The organism is Pseudomonas sp. PF05 (genome assembly GCF_056521845.1).
The window spans coordinates 137411-156621 of the sequence record NZ_JBWLPW010000007.1 but is presented as its reverse complement, the minus strand read 5'-3'; the positions used below and the strand labels follow the sequence as shown (position 1 = coordinate 156621).

Sequence of the window (19211 nt, the reverse complement as noted above, 5' to 3'; positions counted from 1 at the left end):
ATGAGCGAACCCTCAGCAACACGTGCGTTGTTGCGACGCTATCGGACTGCCTGGCGCCAGGCATGGCGCCATCGCAAACAGTTGGACACGCCGAATCGGCTTGCCCACGAGGTCCAGTTCCTGCCGGCCGCGCTCGCCTTGCAGGATCAACCGGCTCACCCGGCGCCACGCTACATCCAATGGACCATCATGGGCTTCGCCGCGCTGGCGCTTTTGTGGGCCTGTGTCGGTGAAATCGAAGTGGTCGCCACGGCGCGGGGCAAGGTCGTGGCAAGCGGCAAGAGCAAGACCATCCAACCGAGCGAAGTGGCGGTGGTGAAAGCCATCCGGGTCTACGATGGGCAATGGGTCAAGGCCGGGGATGTGCTGGTGGAGTTGGACACCAGTGCGACCAGTGCTGACGTCAATCGCTTCAAGAGTGACTTGCTGGCGGCCGAGGTCGATAGCGCCAGGGCCACGGCGTTGCTTGAAGCGATTCAAAGTGGCAAGGAACCCGGATCCCTTGCCACTTACCTGCTTCAGGCCGATCCGCCGCAAGTGATGGCCGCACAACGCTGGCTTCAGGGGCAATACCTGGAACTGCGCAGCTCCCTGGATCAGGTCGATGCCGAAGTCGAGCAGCGCACGGCGGAAATCCAATCGGCCAAGGCGATGGTGGCCTCGCTGCAACAGACGCTGCCGATTACCCGTCGCCTGGCCCAAGACTATCGTGAGCTGCTCGATCAGCAATACGTGCCACGCCACGCCTACCTGGAAAAACAGCAGGCCCTGCTGGACCAGGAGCGGGACATGGCCGTGCAGCAAGCGCGGGTGATCGAACTCAATGCCAGCCGCAAGGAAGCCGAGCGCCGGCGCCAGGGCATCCTCGCCCAGACCCGCCGGGCAATGCTCGATTTGCAGCAGCAATCGGAACAGAAAGCGGCTGCACTGGCACAAGAACTCAAGAAGGCCGAACAACGCGACCACCTGATGAGCCTGACCGCGCCGGTGGATGGCACGGTACAGCAACTGGCAATTCATACCGTGGGCGGTGTGGTGACGGCGGCCCAGCCGCTGATGGTGGTCGTGCCTAATGACCAGCCGATGGAGGTCGAGGCCATGCTGGAGAACAAGGACGTTGGTTTTGTCCGGAAGGGGCAACTGGCTACGGTGAAAGTCGAGACATTTACCTTTACCAAGTACGGGACGGTCGAGGGGGAAATTGTCAGCGTTTCCAACGATGCGATTGAAGACGAGAAGCGTGGGTTGATCTACAGCAGCCGCATTAGTTTGTTGCAGGACTCCATTCTGGTACACGGGAAAAAAGTGCCGTTGTCCCCCGGGATGTCGGTGACGGTGGAAGTGAAGACGGATCGCCGGAAGGTGATTGATTATTTCCTGAGTCCGTTGCAGCAGTATGCGGGTGAGAGTTTGCGGGAACGCTGAGTTCTTTAGAAATTGAGCCGTGGCGACAAGCATGGAAGAGGGAGTGAGTGTCAATGGCGGAATTGAAAGTTTTTCTTTACGGTTTGTACGACATATTTTTGTTTCCGTGCATGGTGATCACTGCTCTTGTGATGATGCGTTTGAATCGTAAGTATGCAGATGACATTCTTGTCTGGGGGTTAAGCCTGCTGACGACACTTTATTGTTATATTGTTTATATTTATGAGGGGGCTCGAAGCTGGAATTATCTTGTTGTAGTCATTATTGACCTTTTGGCTTTCTCTCAAATCGGCTGGCTGAGTTTCTTGTTGATGCTGTTAAGTAAGATGACTAGCTTTATGGGGCTGAGGGCGGCAGGTGTTTGGATTTCAATTGTGTCTTTGGTTTTTCATGGGTTGTATTTGTTGTTAGCCTTGCTTTTGCAACCCTTGGTTAGGTAGTTGGAGCTGGCGGCGGAAGTGAAGTTGGGTCGCAGCGAGCTGGCTGGTTGTTTTCTGAGTCAGTTGAAATAATATGCAGATAAAAGTTTGCGGGAGATAGTGCTGCCCAAAAATTTGCATTTATTTGTGTGGTATTGAGTTGTGTCTATCTAATGCGAGCGCGCTAGGGGACGGGTGATGGGTGAATTGAAAATACTTTTCAGTGGGCTGGATGGCGGTATGGTTTATCTTGGTTTGCTGTTGGCGAGCTTGGTTGCCGTAAAGTTAAAGTTCGCGAACGCAGCCTCACTGTTTATATGGTGCTGTAGCGTTCCGCCTACTATTTTTTGCTATATCGTTTGGCTTTATGCCAGTGGGGGCTATAAGTGGAGTCCGGCAATGCTTCTTATAGAGGCGCTAGCGCTTGCGCAGCTCGGTTGGCTGGGGGGAGGATTAGCCTTGGTAGGGGGGCTGATTGAAGCAGATATTTTGAAGAAAGTGGCGTTGTGGATTTCCATAGGGTCGGTAATTTGTCATGGCCTGTTTTTAGCGTCGATTTATGTTTTTGGATATGGCTCTTCATAAATGGTTTTTCGGTTGTTGCAGGATTAATGGGGGTAACCCTTTGCTACGCTGTGAATCTCATTAGGTGACGTTTGTGAGGAAGTGTTTATGCTTGTTAAGGCTTTGTCAGTAATAAGGAAAATTCTTGTTGTATCTGTTTGTGTTTTTTTTGCGGGATGTTCGAATAAGGTTCTGATAGTCAAACCGATCGACGTCTCCCGCGCAGGTCAAATAGCCAACGCACAGTTTACGGTTGACCAGGCGGGAGGATACAGAGTTGCTTTGTTGTTCGTCTGGAGCAAAAACATATCCGAAAGAGAGGCGCAGGGAAAGCTGTGGGGTGGCGGATTGTACAGAGAGGTAGGGGTGCCGATACCGATCGGTTTGCGCGTTCTGAGGAATGGCAAGCTGTTTTTTGAAGAGCGGATAATGACGGAGGGTGTTAATTCTGGTCAGGCCTTTGAGTATGAAGGGGATCATAAGTCCGCGCAGGTTAGGGACATCAAATATCTGGCTCTTGCCCCTGGCGAGTACTCGGTTGAGATTGTGACTCTGAATGAAATTGAAGCGCTTAAGGGTACTGAAAGTTATGTAGAGTTTTCTTATTATGATCCGAAAATTTAATTCTTTGAGCTGGTGAGTGAAGGGATTCACGAATGGAAAAAAATTATAGTGTTACATATAAAGTCGCAGGGGTTGGTGCGGATTATATTTATCAGCAAGACAAAAGTTCCCATAAGGCGGGAGACCTGCACGACTCCCCCGGTGGGCATATGTGGTACAGCGTCAGTGATGGAGTGGCGAAGCAGAGTTACGGTTTTGCTTCAAGGCTTGATGAGATGTTTGGGCCAGGACAAGTAACAAACGAAGATGATGGTGGCTATCAGGAAACAATTTATGAGGTCACCTTAAAGTTGACCGAGGCGCAATACAACGCGCTGATGACGTTTTCTAATGGGCCCGATAGTGGCGGCTTCGATGCATCGACATACGATCTGTTAAAAAACAGTTGTGTGGATTTTGTATATGCTTCACTGAAGACTATTGGTTATAACGAAAGCGGATTCGAGGGAGACCTTTTTCCAGGTAATAATCCGGATAATCTGAAGGCACTTCTTCATGGCTTCGGCGCACAAATTATCCGTGACGATCTGACGCGCCACGGCGCTTATTATGACGATGGCGAGAGCTGCCTGTGGCTCGATCCTACTGACCGTGTCAATGCTGCCCCAGTAAAAAACGAATTTGCCCTGAATACCGACCTCGTTTCAGGTATTAAATACAAGGATTCGATCGACCACGACGCAGCGGCCCAACAAGTTAGCAATGGTCTGATCAGCAGCGGTGGCGGCTGGAACCTGAGCTCCGATCCCAATAAGCTCAACCTGAATCAATACCAAGGTAACTGGATCAACAATACCTTTACCGCCGCAGCTACCCAGATATTGGCTGATGGTTATCGCCCCGGCAACGTCAATACCGTCAAGGAAGTTTTCGATTTCAGCCTGCGCAATTCCAGCCAAGGCCTTTCCTATGGCAGTACCTTGGGAGCCTTGCTGAACTCAGGTGATGCGCGGGCGCGGGTGACACTGCCTACCGACCCACTGGTATTGGATCTCAACGGCGATGGTGTACGCCTAACCAACTATCTGACATCCCCTGTGTTCTTCGATGCCGACAATGATGGCGGCAGCCTTGAAGAAACCGGTTGGGTCAGCCCCGAGGATGGCGTCGTAGTTGTTGACGCCAATGCCAACGGCAGAATCGATAATATCAGCGAGACACTTTCGGAATACTTCGGCGGGACAGCAGGCGCCGATGGCGAAGCCGGGCAAAAGCGTTTCGCTAATGGTTTTGCCGCCCTGGCCAGCCTGGATAGCAATGCCGATGGCGTATTCGATAGGCAGGATGCCTCTTGGTCGAGCGTCAAGGTCTGGGTAGACTCGAATCACGATGGTAAGAGCTGGAACGACCTCAACGGCAACGGCGCGATTGATGCCGGTGAAGCCAGTGAACTCAAATCATTCTCGGACCTGGGAATTACCCAGATCAACCTGAACAATCAAGTACAAAGTGGCGAGGTACGTGACGGCAACGAAGTCTTGGCACGTGGCACTTTCGTGCAGAACGGTACAAGCAAGGAAGCCATTGCCGCCAATTTCCTGGCCAACCCCAACGGCCATGTCTTCACCGCAAGTGGAGCGGGCACCGTGGTCTCGACCCAAGGCTCGGGAGAAGTCTCGGCCGTGAAAGGGTATGTTTCGTCGTCGACCACAGGCGAAACTATCGATGTCGCTCAGAAGGGCGTCAACAACGCCACCGGCGGATCGGGCGATGATGTGTTGCTGGGGGATGCCCAGACCAACTGGCTCGCTGGCGGCCAAGGCAGCGATACCTTCAACGGCGGTGCAGGTGACGATGTTCTGCTGATCGATGGGGACGACCTATCCGCGAATATTCACGGTGGAGAAGGCACCGATATCGTACAGGTGCTCGGCGATAAAGGCGTCTATCTGAACCTGGCCGAGGCAAGCGTGGAAGTTGCCCAAGGTGGACGCGGCAATGACATATTCATTGGTAGTGGGAACAGTACGGTCTACATGCGAGGTGGGGACGGCGACGATGTATTGGTCGGCGGATCCGCCAACGATGCGTTGTCAGGTGAAAATGGCAACGACACCGTTCTGGGCGGGGCAGGCAACGACGTGCTGCGCGGTCACCGTGGCAATGACCAGCTTCAGGGTGGTTCCGGCAATGATCTGATCGACGGCGGCCAGGATGACGACAACCTGAGTGGTGGCGTCGGCGATGACGTCCTTATCGGCGGGGCCGGCGACGATCACATCGATGGTGGTAGCGGTCTGGACGTTGTCGAATTGTCAGGTGACTTCGCAGATTACCGCATTACCCGAACCGCCGAAGGCGTCTGGATCAGCGATACCGTGGCCGGCCGCGATGGTACCGACTTCCTGCAGAACGTCGAGAAAGCCAACTTCAAGAACCTGAAGCTGGTCGAGATCCCGACCGCGACCAGCGAGGGCATGGAGAGTGCACTGCTGGTCAAGGATGTCCTGAGCAAGGATAAAAGCGGTGTCGAGTTCGAGCGCACCAGCGCGCACCTGATCGGCAAGGAACAACTGCTGCAGAACGACATCGACTGGCAGCATGACGCGCTGCACATCACCGGCTTGTTCGATGTGGTGGGCGGAACCGCCGTCGTGACCCAGGCCGGTGACGTGCTGTTCACGCCGGACGCGACCTTCACCGGCATCATGGGCTTCAAGTACACCGTCGCCGATGCCAAGGGTAACGAGGCCAGTACGATCATCAACATGGGCACCGGCGAAAGCGCGACGATGCGTGCCGCTGTCTATCTGAAGACTTCGGACCTGCCCGACGATCCGCTGGTGACTGATCAGTGGTACCTGTCCCAGGCGAACATCCTGCCGGTCTGGAAAGACTACACCGGCAAAGGTGTCAGGATCGCCGAGATCGAGACCAACAGTCCGTTCGGCACGACCAAGGAAATCCTCGATTACCGCCACGCCGACCTGAAGGACAACATCGACCAGAACTGGCTGGCCAATGCCACGCCGGGACAGATGGCGGGCGAGGGCAGCGGTGGCAAGTTCAGCGATCACGCGACCCTCGTCGCCGGGGTGATGGTCGCCGCCCGCAATGGCGAGGGCAGTGTCGGTGTCGCCTACGACGCCACGGTGGCCGGGTATTGGGTCAATAAAGACGATTTCAGCAACATGTCCCACATGTATGAATACGATGTGGTGAACCACAGCTGGGGCAGCAACAATCACTTCGACCTGAAGTTCAGCCCCGCCGAGCTGGGGACATTGCCGACGGCCTATTACCAGGCCATCGACGAAGGCCGCAACGGGTTGGGGACAGTGATCGTCACTGCGGGCGGCAACGATCGGGAGAAGGGCGGTAACACCAACTACTCGAACGTCTCCAATACCCGCAGTAGCATCGTGGTTGGCGCGATCAACGCCACCACCGACCTGGGGGCGTTGCAGTTGGGCGGGAAACCGTTCTCCAGCCCTGGCGCCAGCATCCTGGTCAGCGCGCCGGGCTCGAACGTCACGTCGACCTCACGTTTGGTGCAGAACGACAACGGGTCCACGTTCGGCGGCGACACCAGCGTTTCCCAAGGCACCAGTTTCGCAGCCCCTATTGTCTCCGGCATCGTGGCCTTGATGCTGGAAGCCAACCCGGAGCTGGGTTATCGCGATGTGCAGCAGATCCTGGCGATTTCGGCCCGCAAGGTGAACGATCCCACGACCTCGTGGCAGACCAACGGTAGCCAGAACTGGAACGGCGGCGGCATGCACGTCAGCCACGACTACGGTTATGGCGAAGTCGATGCCCGGGCCGCGGTGCGTTTGGCGGAAACCTGGAATATCCAGCAGACGTTGGGTAATGAGTTGCGCCTGACGAACCCGCTGGAATCCGGCGTGCTCAACCGCGCGATCACCGACGGACAGGGCGCCGGCATCAGCCATTCGCTGACGATGGGAGCGGTCGACATTTTGGCCGAGCATGTCGAGGTCAAGGTCAACCTGAGCCATGCGCGGCCAGGGGACCTGATTCTCAAGTTGATCTCGCCGTCGGGCACTGAATCCATCCTGATGAATCGTCCGGGCAAAGCCCCGGGCAGCGCGGCGACGGATCGTGGGAATGCCGATTTTGACGGTCAGAACACCTTGAACTATGTCTTTGGCACGGCCCTGCTGCGTGGCGAAGCGGTGCAAGGGAACTGGACGCTGCAAGTGATTGACAGCGTGACCGGCGATACCGGGACGCTCAACAGCTGGAGCCTGAACGTCTACGGCAAGGGCGATACGATTGACGACCAGTATGTGTACACCAACGAGTACGCCCAACTGGCCGCTTCGGGCGGGCGCAATGCGCTTAACGACACCGACGGTGGTCAGGACACGATCAACGCGGCGGCGATCTCCAGTGCCAGTGTGATCGATTTGTCCAAAGGCGAGGCCACCCTGGCCGGCGCTCGCTTGGCGATCACCAATGCCGCGCAGATCGAGCACCTGATCGGGGGTGAGTTTGCTGACACGTTGATCGGCAACGCCGCGGACAACCATCTCTCAGGTGGCCGCGGTGATGATGTGCTGTCTGGGGGTGCTGGGGTCGATACGCTCATCGGCGGCAAGGGCAATGACACCTTTACCGGCGGCGCCGACACGGATTATTTCGTGATCGACAAGGCCGCGGGCGACATCGACACCGTCACTGATTTTGTGATCGGTACTGACCGAATCGTTCTGTCCGGCTTTGATGACGAGGTCTATACGGCGGCGACCATTACCCAGCAAGGCGCCGATACTCGGTTGAGCCTGGCGGATGGGCAAGTCCTGTTACTCAAGAACGTTCAATCCGAAGGCCTGACGCTAAAGAATTTCGTTCACATCCCGGAAGGTGTGCGCCTGAGTCGGCTGGAGCAGGCTTCTGGCTACGGTTTCGGGCTCAGCGGTGCCAATACCGAGCGCAATCTGCCGGACGTGACCGGTAGCTTCCTGTATTGGGCTCACGATGGTGGCGAGCGCGTATTTGGCGGCACCGGTGCCGATACGATCATGGGTGGCCAGGGTGACGATGTATTGGTTGGCGAGTCCTCGACGGCTTCGACCGTGGGCGGCAATGACGTTATCAGCGGAGGCGAAGGCTACGATGTCATCCGTGGTGGCGCTGGCGATGATGTATTGCGTGGCGATGTCGGACTGGATTACCTGGGGGGGGACGCCGGCAACGATGTCCTCTACCTCGAAGGTGACCAGGCTATCGAGGACCATGCCTACACCACCGTGCTGTCACCGAACATCAACCTGAGTGGCGCTGCGACGCACACCGGTGCCTCCGTCGCGGGCGGTGCCGGTAATGATCGTTTTGTGCTGGTCGAAGACCTGCTGGCCAGCGCCTCGCAGGGGATCATGGGCAACCTGATCGATGACTTCGAAGTCGCCAATGCCAACGAGAAGATCGATCTTTCGCAGATTCGCGCGGTACACAGTTTTGCTGACTTGAACTTCAGCAACGTGACCGTCGACGGCGAGGTCTATCTGCGGGTCTGGCTGGGCACGATGGCCAGCGGTACCCAGTACCTCACGCTTAAAGGCGTAACTGCCGGCCAGCTCTCGGCAGCCAATTTCATTTTCGGCCAAGCGGTAACACAACCCAAGGTGCTGCTGAGCGGTACCGGCGCGAATGATCTGTTGGTTGGCGATGCCGGAGGCAACACGCTCGACGGGGGTGCAGGCGCCGATGTCCTTGAAGGGCGGATGGGGGACGATACCTACATCGTCGATAACGCGGGGGACGTCATCAAGGAAGTCGTAGGCGGTGGCTATGACGTGGTCAAGTCCAGTGTCAGCCATGTCCTGGCCAGTGAGGTGGAGTCTTTGCAGCTACTGGGCAGTGCCGCCATCAATGGGACCGGTAACGAGCTCTCCAACCGTTTGGTGGGCAATAGCGCAAACAACATTCTCAATGGCGCCGGCGGCTCCGACGTGATGATCGGCGGTCTGGGCGACGATACCTATGGCGTGGATGACGGTTCCGACCGGATCGTCGAATCCGAAGGCGCGGGCACCGATACCGTCAATTCCTCGGTCTCCTTTACGCTGGCCAATCACCTGGAAAACCTGAGCCTGACCGGTAACGCGGCGATCAATGCCACGGGCAACGCGGCCAACAATGTCCTGCGTGGCAACGTTGCCGATAACCGTCTAGACGGGGCCCAAGGCGCAGACCGGATGATCGGTGGCCTGGGCAACGACACCTACTTCGTGGATAACGCCGGTGACGCCGTCGTGGAAGACCTCAACGGCGGCAATGACAAGGTGATTTCCACCCTCGACTACACCTTGGCGGCCAATGTCGAGGCATTGACCTTGTCCGGTCCGGCCTTGAATGCCACTGGTAATGAGCTGAGCAACGAACTGATCGGCAACGAGCGCAATAACCGTTTGTATGGGGCTGCGGGCGATGACTTCCTGCAAGGTGGCAGGGGCGACGACCGCTACGTATTCGGCGTCGGCCAGGGTCAGGATCACATCAGTGAAGACCTGGAAGCGGCTGGCGGCATTGACACCATCGTGTTCGAAGCGGGTATCAAGGAAAGCGATGTCGCTGTCGACCATTCGGCCCGGGGCATGGTGCTGCGCCTGAATGACGGCCAGCAAATCATCTCCGGCTGGACGGCCGCTCGCGGTCATAGCGTCGAGCGTATCGAATTCGCCAACGGGACGGTCTGGAACACTGCGACGCTGTCGACCCAGGCCAATCGGGCGCCCACCGTATCGGCAGCGATTGCTGACCAGAAGGCCACCGAGGACAGCGCTTTTGTCCTGACGCTCGCGTCCAATGCCTTTGTCGATGCGGACACGGGCGATGCGCTCCAACTGAATGCGACCCTTGCCGACGGCAAGCCGTTGCCCGCCTGGTTGAGTTTCGATGCCCAGACTCGCACTTTCAGCGGTACGCCGAATAACGATGCGGTGGGTGATTTGTCGATCCGGGTCACCGCAACCGATAAGGCGGGGTTGTCTGTCAGCGATAGCTTTGAAGTCCAGGTCAGTAATACCAACGATGCACCGGTCCTGGTGAAAGCCATTGCCGACCAGTCCGTCGTCGAAGGGGCGTCTTTGACGTTCGCGTTGCCGGCAAGCACCTTCGCCGATGTGGATGTGGCGGATACGCTGAGCATCACCGCGCAATCGGCCGATGGCCAGGCGCTTCCCGGCTGGCTGTCTTATGACGCTGCGAGCCGGACGTTCAGCGGTACGCCGGGCAATACGAACGTTGGCAAACTGGCCATTCGTGTCCAGGCGACCGACAAGGCAGGCGCAACGGTTTCCGATACGTTCGAAATCGACGTGCAGAACGTCAACAACGCGCCAACCGTCAATCTCGGCCTGGCGGATCAGGTGGCGAGCGAAGACGCCAGGTTCAGCTTCACTGTGGCGGCAAGCAGTTTCAGCGACATCGATGCGGGTGATGCCCTGAGCCTGGTTGCGACCACTGCCAGTGGTGGTGCGCTGCCGAGCTGGCTGACCTTCGATGCGCTCACCCGGACGTTCTCGGGTGTGCCGACCAACAACGATGTTGGTTTGCAAGCGATCAAGGTGACGGCCACCGACAAGGCCGGAGCCACCACGTCGGACGTCTTCAATCTGACCGTTGCCAACGTGAACGATACACCGCAACTCGTCAATGCGGTCGCTGACCTGAGTATCCAGAGCGGCCAGGCGCTCAGCTACGTGTTGCCGGCCAATGCGTTTGCTGATATCGATGCCGGGGATCGGCTGAACTTCAAGGCGACGTTGGCCAACGGTTCGGCGCTTCCTGCGTGGCTGGTATTCGATGCGGCCACTCGCACCTTCAGCGGCACGCCTTCGCAGGCTGGAACCGTCTCGGTCAAGGTTTCAGCAGTGGACCTGTCTGCTGCCGTGGCCAGTGACGTGTTCGACATCGTGGTCAATGCCCAAGCCGTCACCAACGGCACTGCGGCTGCCGATAGCCTCAACGGCGATGCCTCGGGCAACGTCATCAATGGGCTGGGCGGTGATGACTCGATTTACGGTCGGGAAGGTAACGATGTGCTGAACGGCGGTGATGGCGCCGACTGGATCTCCGGCGGGGACGGCAACGATACCTTGGACGGTGGCGCCGGCAATGACAGCCTGCGTGGCGATTTCGGTAATGACACCTATCGGTTCTACCGAGGTATGGGCCAGGACAGCGTCACCGATTTCGACTGGACGGTCGGCAACGTCGACACCATCAAGGTCGCGGCTGATATTGCCCCGGCCGATGTCATCGTCAGCCGGGACCAGACTTACCTCACGCTGGCGATCAAAGGCACGACCGATAAATTGTCGATCACCTTCTTCAGTAATTCGAGTTACATCGTGGAGCGCGTCGAGTTCGCCGATGGAACGGTCTGGGGAGTTGACGCCCTCAAGCAAATGACCAAAGGCGTCGCCAGCAGCGCTGCCGATACGTTGTTTGGCGACATCGGGGCCGATGTACTCGATGGGCTTGAGGGGGATGACAAGGTCTACGGTGAGGCAGGTGACGACCGACTGGAAGGCGGCGCCGGTAACGACTCGCTGGGCGGGGGGGATGGCAATGACATCCTCAAGGGTGGCACGGGTAACGATTATCTGAGTGGCGATAACGGCAATGACCGCCTCGATGGTGGTCTCGGTAACGATCGATTGTCGGGGGGCGCAGGCAACGATACCTATATGTTTTATCGGGGTATGGGCCAGGACACTATCAGCGAGTTCGACTCGATGGCTGGAAACAGCGATACGATCAAGGTCGCCGCGGACATCAATCCCGGCGATGTCATCGTCAAGCGTGAGGGGAGCGATGTTTACCTCGCCATCAAGAACACCACTGACCGGATGACCATCTACAGCTACACCGACGCCAACTATCAGGTTGAACGCGTCGAGTTCGTAGACGGCACCGTCTGGTCCGTCAGCGATCTCAAGCGCCTGTCGGTAGAGGTCGCCACCAATGGCGCCGATACGTTGATCGGTGACGAAGCCAACGATCGGTTGGACGGGCTTGACGGTGATGACAAATTGTCTGGCCTGGCCGGCAACGATGTGCTCAACGGTGGAGCGGGTCGGGATACGCTTGACGGTGGGATGGGGCTGGATACGCTGGACGGTGGGGCGGGCAATGACTCGTTGTACGGCGGTTCCGGCAACGACACCTATCTCTTCCAGCGTGGTGGTGGCCAGGACCTGATTTCCGATCGCGACTGGACCAGGGGCAATCTTGACGTGATCAAGTTGGCCCAAGGGATCAGCCCAGGCGACATCAAGGTTGCTCGCGTGGGCTACAACCTGGAACTGACGATCCTCGGTACCACCGACAAGCTGACCGTCAACGAATGGTTCCTTTCCACGGACTCGCAGGTTGAACAGGTTCAGTTCGCCGACGGCACGCTCTGGGACGCCGCAACCCTGACGACCCTGTCCAAGGGCGTGGCGAGTGAGGGCAATGATGTCCTGCAAGGCGATGAGTCCAGCGCCGATATCCTCAATGGACTGGGTGGTGATGACTCACTCTACGGATTGTCGGGCAATGACACACTCAATGGCGGCTCCGGCAACGACAAACTGTTTGGTGGCGCGGGCATGGACACGCTCGATGGTGGCACCGGCAACGACTCGCTTTATGGGGATGCCGGTAACGATACCTATCTGTTCTACCGCGGGGTCGGGCAGGATTCGATAAGTGACTATGATTCTTCGGTGGGTAACCTGGATACGATCAAGGTAGGGGCAGGCCTCAAACCTTCCGATATCCAGCTCAGTCGAGACACCAGCAACCTCTTTTTGGGCATTGCAGGAACCACCGACAAGCTGACCGCTTCCAGCTGGTTCTCCAACAGCGCGTATCGGATCGAGCAGATCCAGTTCGACGACGGAACCCTCTGGAATGCCGACACCATCAAGAACATGACCAAGGGCACGGCAACTTCAGGTAGCGATGCACTGTTCGGCGAGGATGCACTGGCTGACTCGTTAAGTGGTCTTGACGGTGATGACAAACTTTACGGGTTGGGTGGTAACGACACGCTGTCGGGTGGCAACGGGGCCGATGAACTGAGCGGTGGCGAAGGCTCCGACACCTTGCTGGGTGGGGCGGGTGATGACCGGTTGTCTGGTGATACAGGCTCCGACACCCTGATAGGTGGAATAGGCAACGATCAGTTGAGTGGGGATCGTGGTAATGATCTTTATCGATTCGAGCGTGGGGATGGTCAGGATGATATTGACGATTTCGACCCGGACGCCAATACCGATGTGCTGCAGTTCGGTGCCGGTATTTCCGCCAATCAACTCTGGTTCAGTAAGAACGGCTGGGACCTGGAAGTGAGTGTCATTGGCACCACCGATAAAGTGACGATCTCCAAATGGTCGTTCTGGGGGCCGGGTAACTGGGAAAAAGCCCAGAACATCGAGCAGTTCCGTACCGCCGATGGCAAGGTCCTGTTGGACAACCAGGTCGATCAATTGGTTGGCGCCATGGCCGCTTTCGCGCCACCGGCTCCCGGTGAGACTTCACTGCCGCAGAACTACCAGGCCTCGTTGAACGCTGTGATTGCCAGCAACTGGCAATAGTGCCCCAAGCTGCCGCGCCTCAAGGCGCGGCAGTCACATTGGCGGTACGGTTACCCTGATGCTAGACAAAAACGCCCGTCAGGGCGTTTTCTGATTAATACGACCTTTTTTCAACGTGATTAGCCGCTACGCTGATCTCTAATGATAACGGCCGCTCGCGGGTTCTCGACGGCCTATTAAACGGTTGTAAGGGAGGCCCTCCATGGACCGATTCACCGGCGGTTGCCTGTGCGGCAACGTTCGTATCCAAGCCTCGGGCCGTCCGTATCGGGTTGGCCTCTGTCACTGCCTCGACTGTCGCAAGCATCACGGCGCGCTCTTCTACGCTGCCGCTGTGTTTCCACAGGATGCCGTGACGATCGAAGGTGAAACACGGGAATACGCCGGACGCTTTTTCTGTCCCCGCTGCGGCTCGTCGCTGTTCGCCCGCTCGGGTGACGAAATAGAAGTGCACCTTGGGACGCTGGACGCCCCCGATCAGCTGATGCCCACTTACGAAAGCTGGACCGTGCGCCGTGAGGCCTGGCTGCCGGCGTTTCCGCTCACCCGACACTACGAGCATGATCGCGAGGGGACAGGGCGGGTCGAGGACTGAGGCTCGCCTGCAGTTACGACTGACTTCAGGCCGGTTCACCTATGCACCACCATTGAACTGCGATTTCGTCGTCCGCTTGAGTCACGTCATGCCCGTGCTCTATGAAGTGCGCCGGGGTGTGTAACGCGAGTGTCTGGCTGAGCAGTTGCGGATTGAGTGCATTGGTTTCGCCGAGAAACCGCAGGTAATAGTCCCGATCATAGAAGAGGGTGACTTCACTCTGATGCACCCATGGCCACGTCAGCAGGCACGCGACCCGGTAGTAGCCCTGTGAGCGATCAGCTGCATTGGACAGATGGGTTGCCGCTTCGAGCAATTGTTGGATACAGAAGGCCTGGACTTCAATTCGGGCCTGAGGGCCTTCGACCAAGGCCTCATGAACAGGAATCTTCCAGTTTGCATATTTCCTGTCACCAGGCCTTGGGTAAAAGTTGTCTTGAAAACTTGATGCCCAGCGCTCTATGGAACGAAGGCGGCGATGGAGGCCCCTGAGTGGTTTGTCATTGATGCTGATTTGCCGCATTGATGTTTCCTGCCGAGTGAGGTCCGGCTATTCTCCGGGCCGCGACGCGGTATTCCAAGGATGACCCTGGTGGGTTTCGTGTCATTTGATGACATCGGTTTTGTCTCACTCAAACCCGACAATCGCCTTGATCTCCAGATACTCCTCAAACCCGTGAACCCCATACTCACGGCCATTGCCCGAACGCTTGTAGCCACCGAAGGGTGCCATCGGGTTCCACGCCGGGTAGTTCAACAGCACTTGCCCTGCGCGGATACGCGACGCGACGGCGCGGGCAAGATCAAGGTCCTGCCCCTGGACATGCGCGCCCAGCCCATAGACGGTGTCGTTGGCGATGGCGACGGCTTCATCCACCGTGTCATAGGCAATGATGCACAGCACCGGGCCGAAGATTTCTTCCTGGGCGATGCGCATGGCGCTGTCGACCTGCGAGAAAATCGTCGGGCGGGTGTAGAAGCCTTGTTCGAGACCCGCCGGGCGTCCTGGGCCACCGCAGACAAGCTTGGCACCCTCATGCAAGCCGACTTCGATCATGGCTTGCACGCGATTGAACTGGGCCTCGTTGGCGATGGGACCGAGTACGGTTTCTTCCGATCGTGGATCGCCGACGACGATCGCGTTGGCGGTGGCGGCGGCCAACGCCTCGACTTCCGCCAGGCGGTTCCTTGGCACGATCATTCGGGTCGGTGCGCTGCACGATTGGCCGACGTTGCGAAATGCCGACATCACGCCCGGCGGCACGGCCTTGGCGAAGTCGGCGTCGGGCAACAGCACGTTCGGCGACTTGCCGCCCAATTCTTGCGTCACGCGCTTGACCGTCGGGGCGGCGGCCTGGGCCACCAGTGCGCCGGCGCGGTTCGAGCCGGTGATGGAGATCAGGTCGATGTCGAGATGCGCCGCCATGGCCGCGCCGACCTCGGCACCGCTGCCGTTCACCAGGTTGAAGACGCCAGCAGGCAGGCCTGCGTCATGCACCAATTGTGCGAAGAGAAGGGCGCTCAGGGGCGACAGTTCGCTGGGTTTCAACACCACCGTGCAACCGGCGGCAATCGCCGGGGCGACTTTGGCGGTGATTTGATACAGCGGCCAGTTCCACGGCGTGATGAGGCCGCAGACGCCAATGGGTTCGCGTTGAATGGCCGTGCCATGCTCGATCTTCTGGAAGCTGTAAGTGGACAGCACATCGCGGGCCACCCGAACATGTTCGGCGGCCAGCGGCACTTGCATGGCCCGTGCGAAGCCGATGGCCGCGCCCATTTCCAGCGAGAGCGCCTGGGCCAGTGCTTCTTTGCGTTCAAGGATCAACGCATGGATCTTTCCCAGGATCGCCACGCGGGTATCCACCGGAGTCGAAGACCAGCCGGGAAATGCTGCGCGAGCCGCCGCTACGGCGCGGTCAACGTCCTCGCCTGAGCCGCGGGCGACCTCGGCAATGACTTGCTCGGTAGCGGGGTTGATCACCGCCAGCGTGGCCGGGTATGCCGCAGACTGCCAGTCACCATTGATATAGAACTGCTGGGACGTGGGCGGGGTGTTCGAAAATGGGGTGGTCATCCAACGGGCTCCCATAGAGCGGTGATAGCGTTGCCGGCAACAGATCCTGAGGCCGTTTTCTTCTCGATAAACTAACAAAGCGGCCCGGATGGGATATGCCGTTCTCAAGCCTGGCAAAGAAGAATCTGCTGTATCTGCCGGGTTAACTTGGCGAAAAAAATGGCAGCATCTGTCCGGGGCAAAAAGAGCGTCCAGGCGTTTGTGTCAAATGAGTCTGCCGGTGCCAGGCGTGCTCATCTGAGGCATGGTCAGGGCGGTCGGCTCGGTAAACCTGCGAATATCAAAAGGGCTGATCAGGGTGCCGGTGCTGCCGGTGCTGATCAGCTCGGCCATGACGTCGCCGACGCCCGGGCCGAGCTGGAAGCCATGCCCGCAGAAACCAAAGGCATAGAACAACCCCTTGACCTTGCCGCTTGGGCCCATGATCGGCAGCGAGTCTGGCGTATAGCTTTCGATGCCGCTCCACACTCGGATGATGTTGAGGTTCGCCACCCCGGGCAGCAGGCGGCTCATCTGCTGCATCTGGTTGAGCAGGCTTTCGGGCTTGAAATAGGCGCGGCGGTTGATCATGTCCGGTTTGCAGCGGTTGCCGCCGCCGATGATGAGGTTGCCTCGAGGGATCTGTCGGAAATAAATCACCTCTTCCTTTATCTTGGTGAACACGCCGATTACGGTCGGCAAGGCATAGGGCACCGGCTCGGTGACCGACATCTGCGGGCCATTGGCTTCCAACGGCACCGCTTCGTCGAATTGCTCGGACAGCTTCGCCCCCCACGCGCCCGCCGTGATCAGCAGTTGCTCGGCGATGAATAGTTGGCCGTCGGTGGTGGTCACGTGGAATTGGTCATTCACCTTTTGTACCGCAGCGACTTCTGTTCGCTCGCGGATGCTGGCCCCGGCCCGTGTCGCCGCGCGAGCAAATGCCGGGGCGGCCAGGCGCGGGTTGGCGTGGCCGTCGTGAGGGGCGTACGAGCCGCCCTTGACTTCTGCACCGAGGAACGGGAAACGCGCGTGCAACGCCTTGCCGGTGATGATCTGCAAGTCCAGCTCCCGCGCCTCGGGTGCGGCGGCGTAGGCTTCAAGCTCGGCGATTTCGTCCTCGCGATAACAGACGCGCATGTGGCCGCTGGGGATGAATTCCAGGTCATCGCCGATCAACTCGGGAAGCCGTTTCCACAATCCGTACGAGCGATTGGACAGTTCCAGTTGGCCGAGGAATCGCCCTTGGCGTCGCACGTTGCCGAAATTCACGCCACTGGCGTATTGGCCGATCAGGTCGCGTTCCAGCAGGGTCACCGAGTGCCCACGCTGGCGCAGGAAAAACGCCGACGCCGACCCCATGATGCCGCCGCCGATAATCAAGACGTCGCTTTTTTGTGGCTTCATGATGTTCTCTCACTTCCTGCCAGCGCTTCGATTTCGATCAGGTACCCATGGTGCAGCGCCGGGACGGGCACCACCGCGCGCGCAGGCCGATGTTCGCCGAGATAGTGGGCGTAGATCCGGTCGAAAGCTGGCCAGTGTTCGATACCGGCGACATAGACCGTCACTTTCAGCAGGTCGCTGGGACTGCGGCCTGCCGCGCCGAGAATCGCCATCAGGTTGTCCAGGGCGATGGCGGCTTGCACTTCGAACGGTTGGTCGACGCTGTGGCTGCCATCGGCGCGTACCGGCAGTTGCCCGGACACGTACAAGATGCCCTGGTGCAAGACCGCCTGGGCGTAATGTCCGCCGGGGGCGGACGCCTGGGTGGTCTGGATCAACTCGATTTCACCAGCCATGCAGACGACTCCAGGTGTGCACCGCGCCCGAGGCATCGCAGGCGCGGTAATCAGGGAATTGCGCACCGGTGGCGCAGGCGTGGTTGGGCAGGATGCGCAGGCGACTGCCGATGGGAAAACGCTCGGTGATATCGACGGCACCGGGACTGGAAAGGGTGACGATGCCGTGCTCCTGGTTGGCGCTGGTGAGCAGTGCGCCCTCGATCCAGTCGCCGGCTTCGCTGCACACCTGTCCGTAACCGAAGTCCCGTTGCTGGCGCTGCGTACCCCGATCACGACTCATCGCCATCCAGCCGGCATCGGTGATGATCCAGCCTTTGTCCGGCTGGTGACCGATCACCGTGGTCAGTACGCTCAAGGCCAGCTCGTCCGCCTGGCAAACGCCGATGTTGTGCATCACCAGATCGAAGAACACATAGACGCCGGCGCGCACTTCAGTGACGCCTTCCAGGCTTTGCACCGAAAGTGCCGTGGGTGTGGAGCCGATGCTGACCTCGGGGCAGGTCAGCCCGGCTGCGCGGATGCGTTGGGCGGCGCTGACGCAGAGGTGGCGTTCTTGTTCGGCCAGGGCTTGCAGCGCTCGGGGCGTGTCGAGCTCGTAGCTGGACCCGGCATGGGTCATCACGCCGCACAACTGCATGCCGCCTTCGCTGAGTCGCCGCGCGATGTCGACCAGTGCATCGTCTTCAACGCGCACACCGGACCGATGGCCATCGCAATCGATCTCGATCCAGACCTCGAAACGTTCGTCGTGCTGCCGGCCGAAATCGACGATGGCCTGCGTCGTCGCCAGACTGTCGGTCAAGAGGCTCAATTGGCAGCCTTTGCGTCGCAGCGTCAGGGCCTGGGCCAGTTTTCCGGGCGCCATGGACACGGCATAAAAGATGTCGCGGATGCCTTCGGCGAAGCAATGCTCGGCTTCCTTGAGGGTCGACACGGTGATGGCGCTGGCGCCTGCTGCCAGCTGCGCCTGAACCACCGGCAGGCATTTGCTGGTCTTGATGTGCGGGCGCAAACGCACCCCCAAGGCGTCCATGCGTTGTTGCATGCGCTGGATATTGCGCTGCATTCGCGGCACATCGATGAGCGCGACCGGGGTATCGAGGGAGGCAATTGAGACTGGCATGAACGAGGCTCGTGGGTGAAAGACAGGCTCGACTCTACTCAGTCATC

At 58.6% G+C, this 19211-nt stretch carries 11 protein-coding genes; 6 read left to right on the top strand and 5 right to left on the bottom strand.

Annotated features, from left to right (window positions below):
- From AC09SL_RS13920 to AC09SL_RS13895, 6 genes are all read left to right on the top strand, one after another.
- Entirely contained in the window at nt 1-1425 is a 1425-nt protein-coding gene (locus AC09SL_RS13920; protein WP_058546804.1) for an HlyD family type I secretion periplasmic adaptor subunit, read from the top strand.
- 53 nt (nt 1426-1478) lie between these two features.
- Complete coding sequence (locus AC09SL_RS13915) at nt 1479-1865, top strand: hypothetical protein (RefSeq protein WP_058546805.1); 387 nt, start codon at nt 1479-1481, stop codon at nt 1863-1865.
- Between the two features lie 177 nt (nt 1866-2042).
- On the top strand, nt 2043-2429 hold the full coding sequence (locus AC09SL_RS13910; RefSeq protein WP_058546806.1) for a hypothetical protein: 387 nt from the start codon (nt 2043-2045) through the stop codon (nt 2427-2429).
- An 87-nt stretch (nt 2430-2516) separates the two neighbouring features.
- Nucleotides 2517-3032 (top strand): DUF5625 family protein, encoded by a 516-nt coding sequence (locus AC09SL_RS13905; RefSeq protein ID WP_058546807.1) that lies wholly within the window; start codon nt 2517-2519, stop codon nt 3030-3032.
- Nucleotides 3033-3421: 389 nt separating this feature from the next.
- Nucleotides 3422-13585: a putative Ig domain-containing protein gene (locus AC09SL_RS13900; RefSeq protein ID WP_479571947.1), complete on the top strand. Its 10164-nt coding sequence runs from the start codon at nt 3422-3424 to the stop codon at nt 13583-13585.
- A 202-nt stretch (nt 13586-13787) separates the two neighbouring features.
- On the top strand, nt 13788-14180 hold the full coding sequence (locus AC09SL_RS13895) for a GFA family protein (RefSeq protein WP_058546809.1): 393 nt from the start codon (nt 13788-13790) through the stop codon (nt 14178-14180).
- Nucleotides 14181-14205: 25 nt separating this feature from the next.
- On the opposite strand, the gene AC09SL_RS13890 is transcribed toward AC09SL_RS13895, so the two are convergent.
- The 5 genes from AC09SL_RS13890 to AC09SL_RS13870 all read right to left on the bottom strand — a co-directional run bounded on the left by AC09SL_RS13890 (nt 14206) and on the right by AC09SL_RS13870 (nt 19164).
- Complete coding sequence (locus tag AC09SL_RS13890; protein WP_058546810.1) at nt 14206-14703, bottom strand: DUF3916 domain-containing protein; 498 nt, start codon at nt 14701-14703, stop codon at nt 14206-14208.
- 105 nt (nt 14704-14808) lie between these two features.
- Nucleotides 14809-16257, bottom strand: coding sequence for an aldehyde dehydrogenase family protein (locus AC09SL_RS13885; RefSeq protein ID WP_058546811.1), 1449 nt, complete (start codon nt 16255-16257; stop codon nt 14809-14811).
- A 204-nt stretch (nt 16258-16461) separates the two neighbouring features.
- A complete protein-coding gene (locus AC09SL_RS13880; protein ID WP_064106931.1) occupies nt 16462-17643 on the bottom strand; it encodes an NAD(P)/FAD-dependent oxidoreductase in 1182 nt (393 codons plus the stop codon).
- Nucleotides 17640-18038: a RidA family protein gene (locus AC09SL_RS13875; protein WP_064106930.1), complete on the bottom strand. Its 399-nt coding sequence runs from the start codon at nt 18036-18038 to the stop codon at nt 17640-17642. Before AC09SL_RS13875 ends, AC09SL_RS13880 begins: the two co-directional genes overlap by 4 nt.
- Complete coding sequence (locus AC09SL_RS13870) at nt 18028-19164, bottom strand: DSD1 family PLP-dependent enzyme (protein WP_058544725.1); 1137 nt, start codon at nt 19162-19164, stop codon at nt 18028-18030. The genes AC09SL_RS13875 and AC09SL_RS13870 overlap by 11 nt, the downstream gene beginning before the upstream one ends.
- Between the last annotated feature and the right edge of the window lie 47 nt (nt 19165-19211).

Excerpts from the sequence above, each read along its gene's own strand:
- AC09SL_RS13890 (WP_058546810.1), bottom strand. The coding sequence starts at position 14,703 with ATGCGGCAAATCAGCATCAATGACAAACCACTCAGGGGCCTCCATCGC.
- AC09SL_RS13885 (WP_058546811.1), bottom strand. The coding sequence starts at position 16,257 with ATGACCACCCCATTTTCGAACACCCCGCCCACGTCCCAGCAGTTCTAT.
- AC09SL_RS13905 (WP_058546807.1), top strand. The coding sequence starts at position 2,517 with ATGCTTGTTAAGGCTTTGTCAGTAATAAGGAAAATTCTTGTTGTATCT.
- AC09SL_RS13920 (WP_058546804.1), top strand. The coding sequence starts at position 1 with ATGAGCGAACCCTCAGCAACACGTGCGTTGTTGCGACGCTATCGGACT.
- AC09SL_RS13875 (WP_064106930.1), bottom strand. The coding sequence starts at position 18,038 with ATGGCTGGTGAAATCGAGTTGATCCAGACCACCCAGGCGTCCGCCCCC.
- AC09SL_RS13910 (WP_058546806.1), top strand. The coding sequence starts at position 2,043 with ATGGGTGAATTGAAAATACTTTTCAGTGGGCTGGATGGCGGTATGGTT.
- AC09SL_RS13870 (WP_058544725.1), bottom strand. The coding sequence starts at position 19,164 with ATGCCAGTCTCAATTGCCTCCCTCGATACCCCGGTCGCGCTCATCGAT.
- AC09SL_RS13880 (WP_064106931.1), bottom strand. The coding sequence starts at position 17,643 with ATGAAGCCACAAAAAAGCGACGTCTTGATTATCGGCGGCGGCATCATG.
- AC09SL_RS13915 (WP_058546805.1), top strand. The coding sequence starts at position 1,479 with ATGGCGGAATTGAAAGTTTTTCTTTACGGTTTGTACGACATATTTTTG.
- AC09SL_RS13895 (WP_058546809.1), top strand. The coding sequence starts at position 13,788 with ATGGACCGATTCACCGGCGGTTGCCTGTGCGGCAACGTTCGTATCCAA.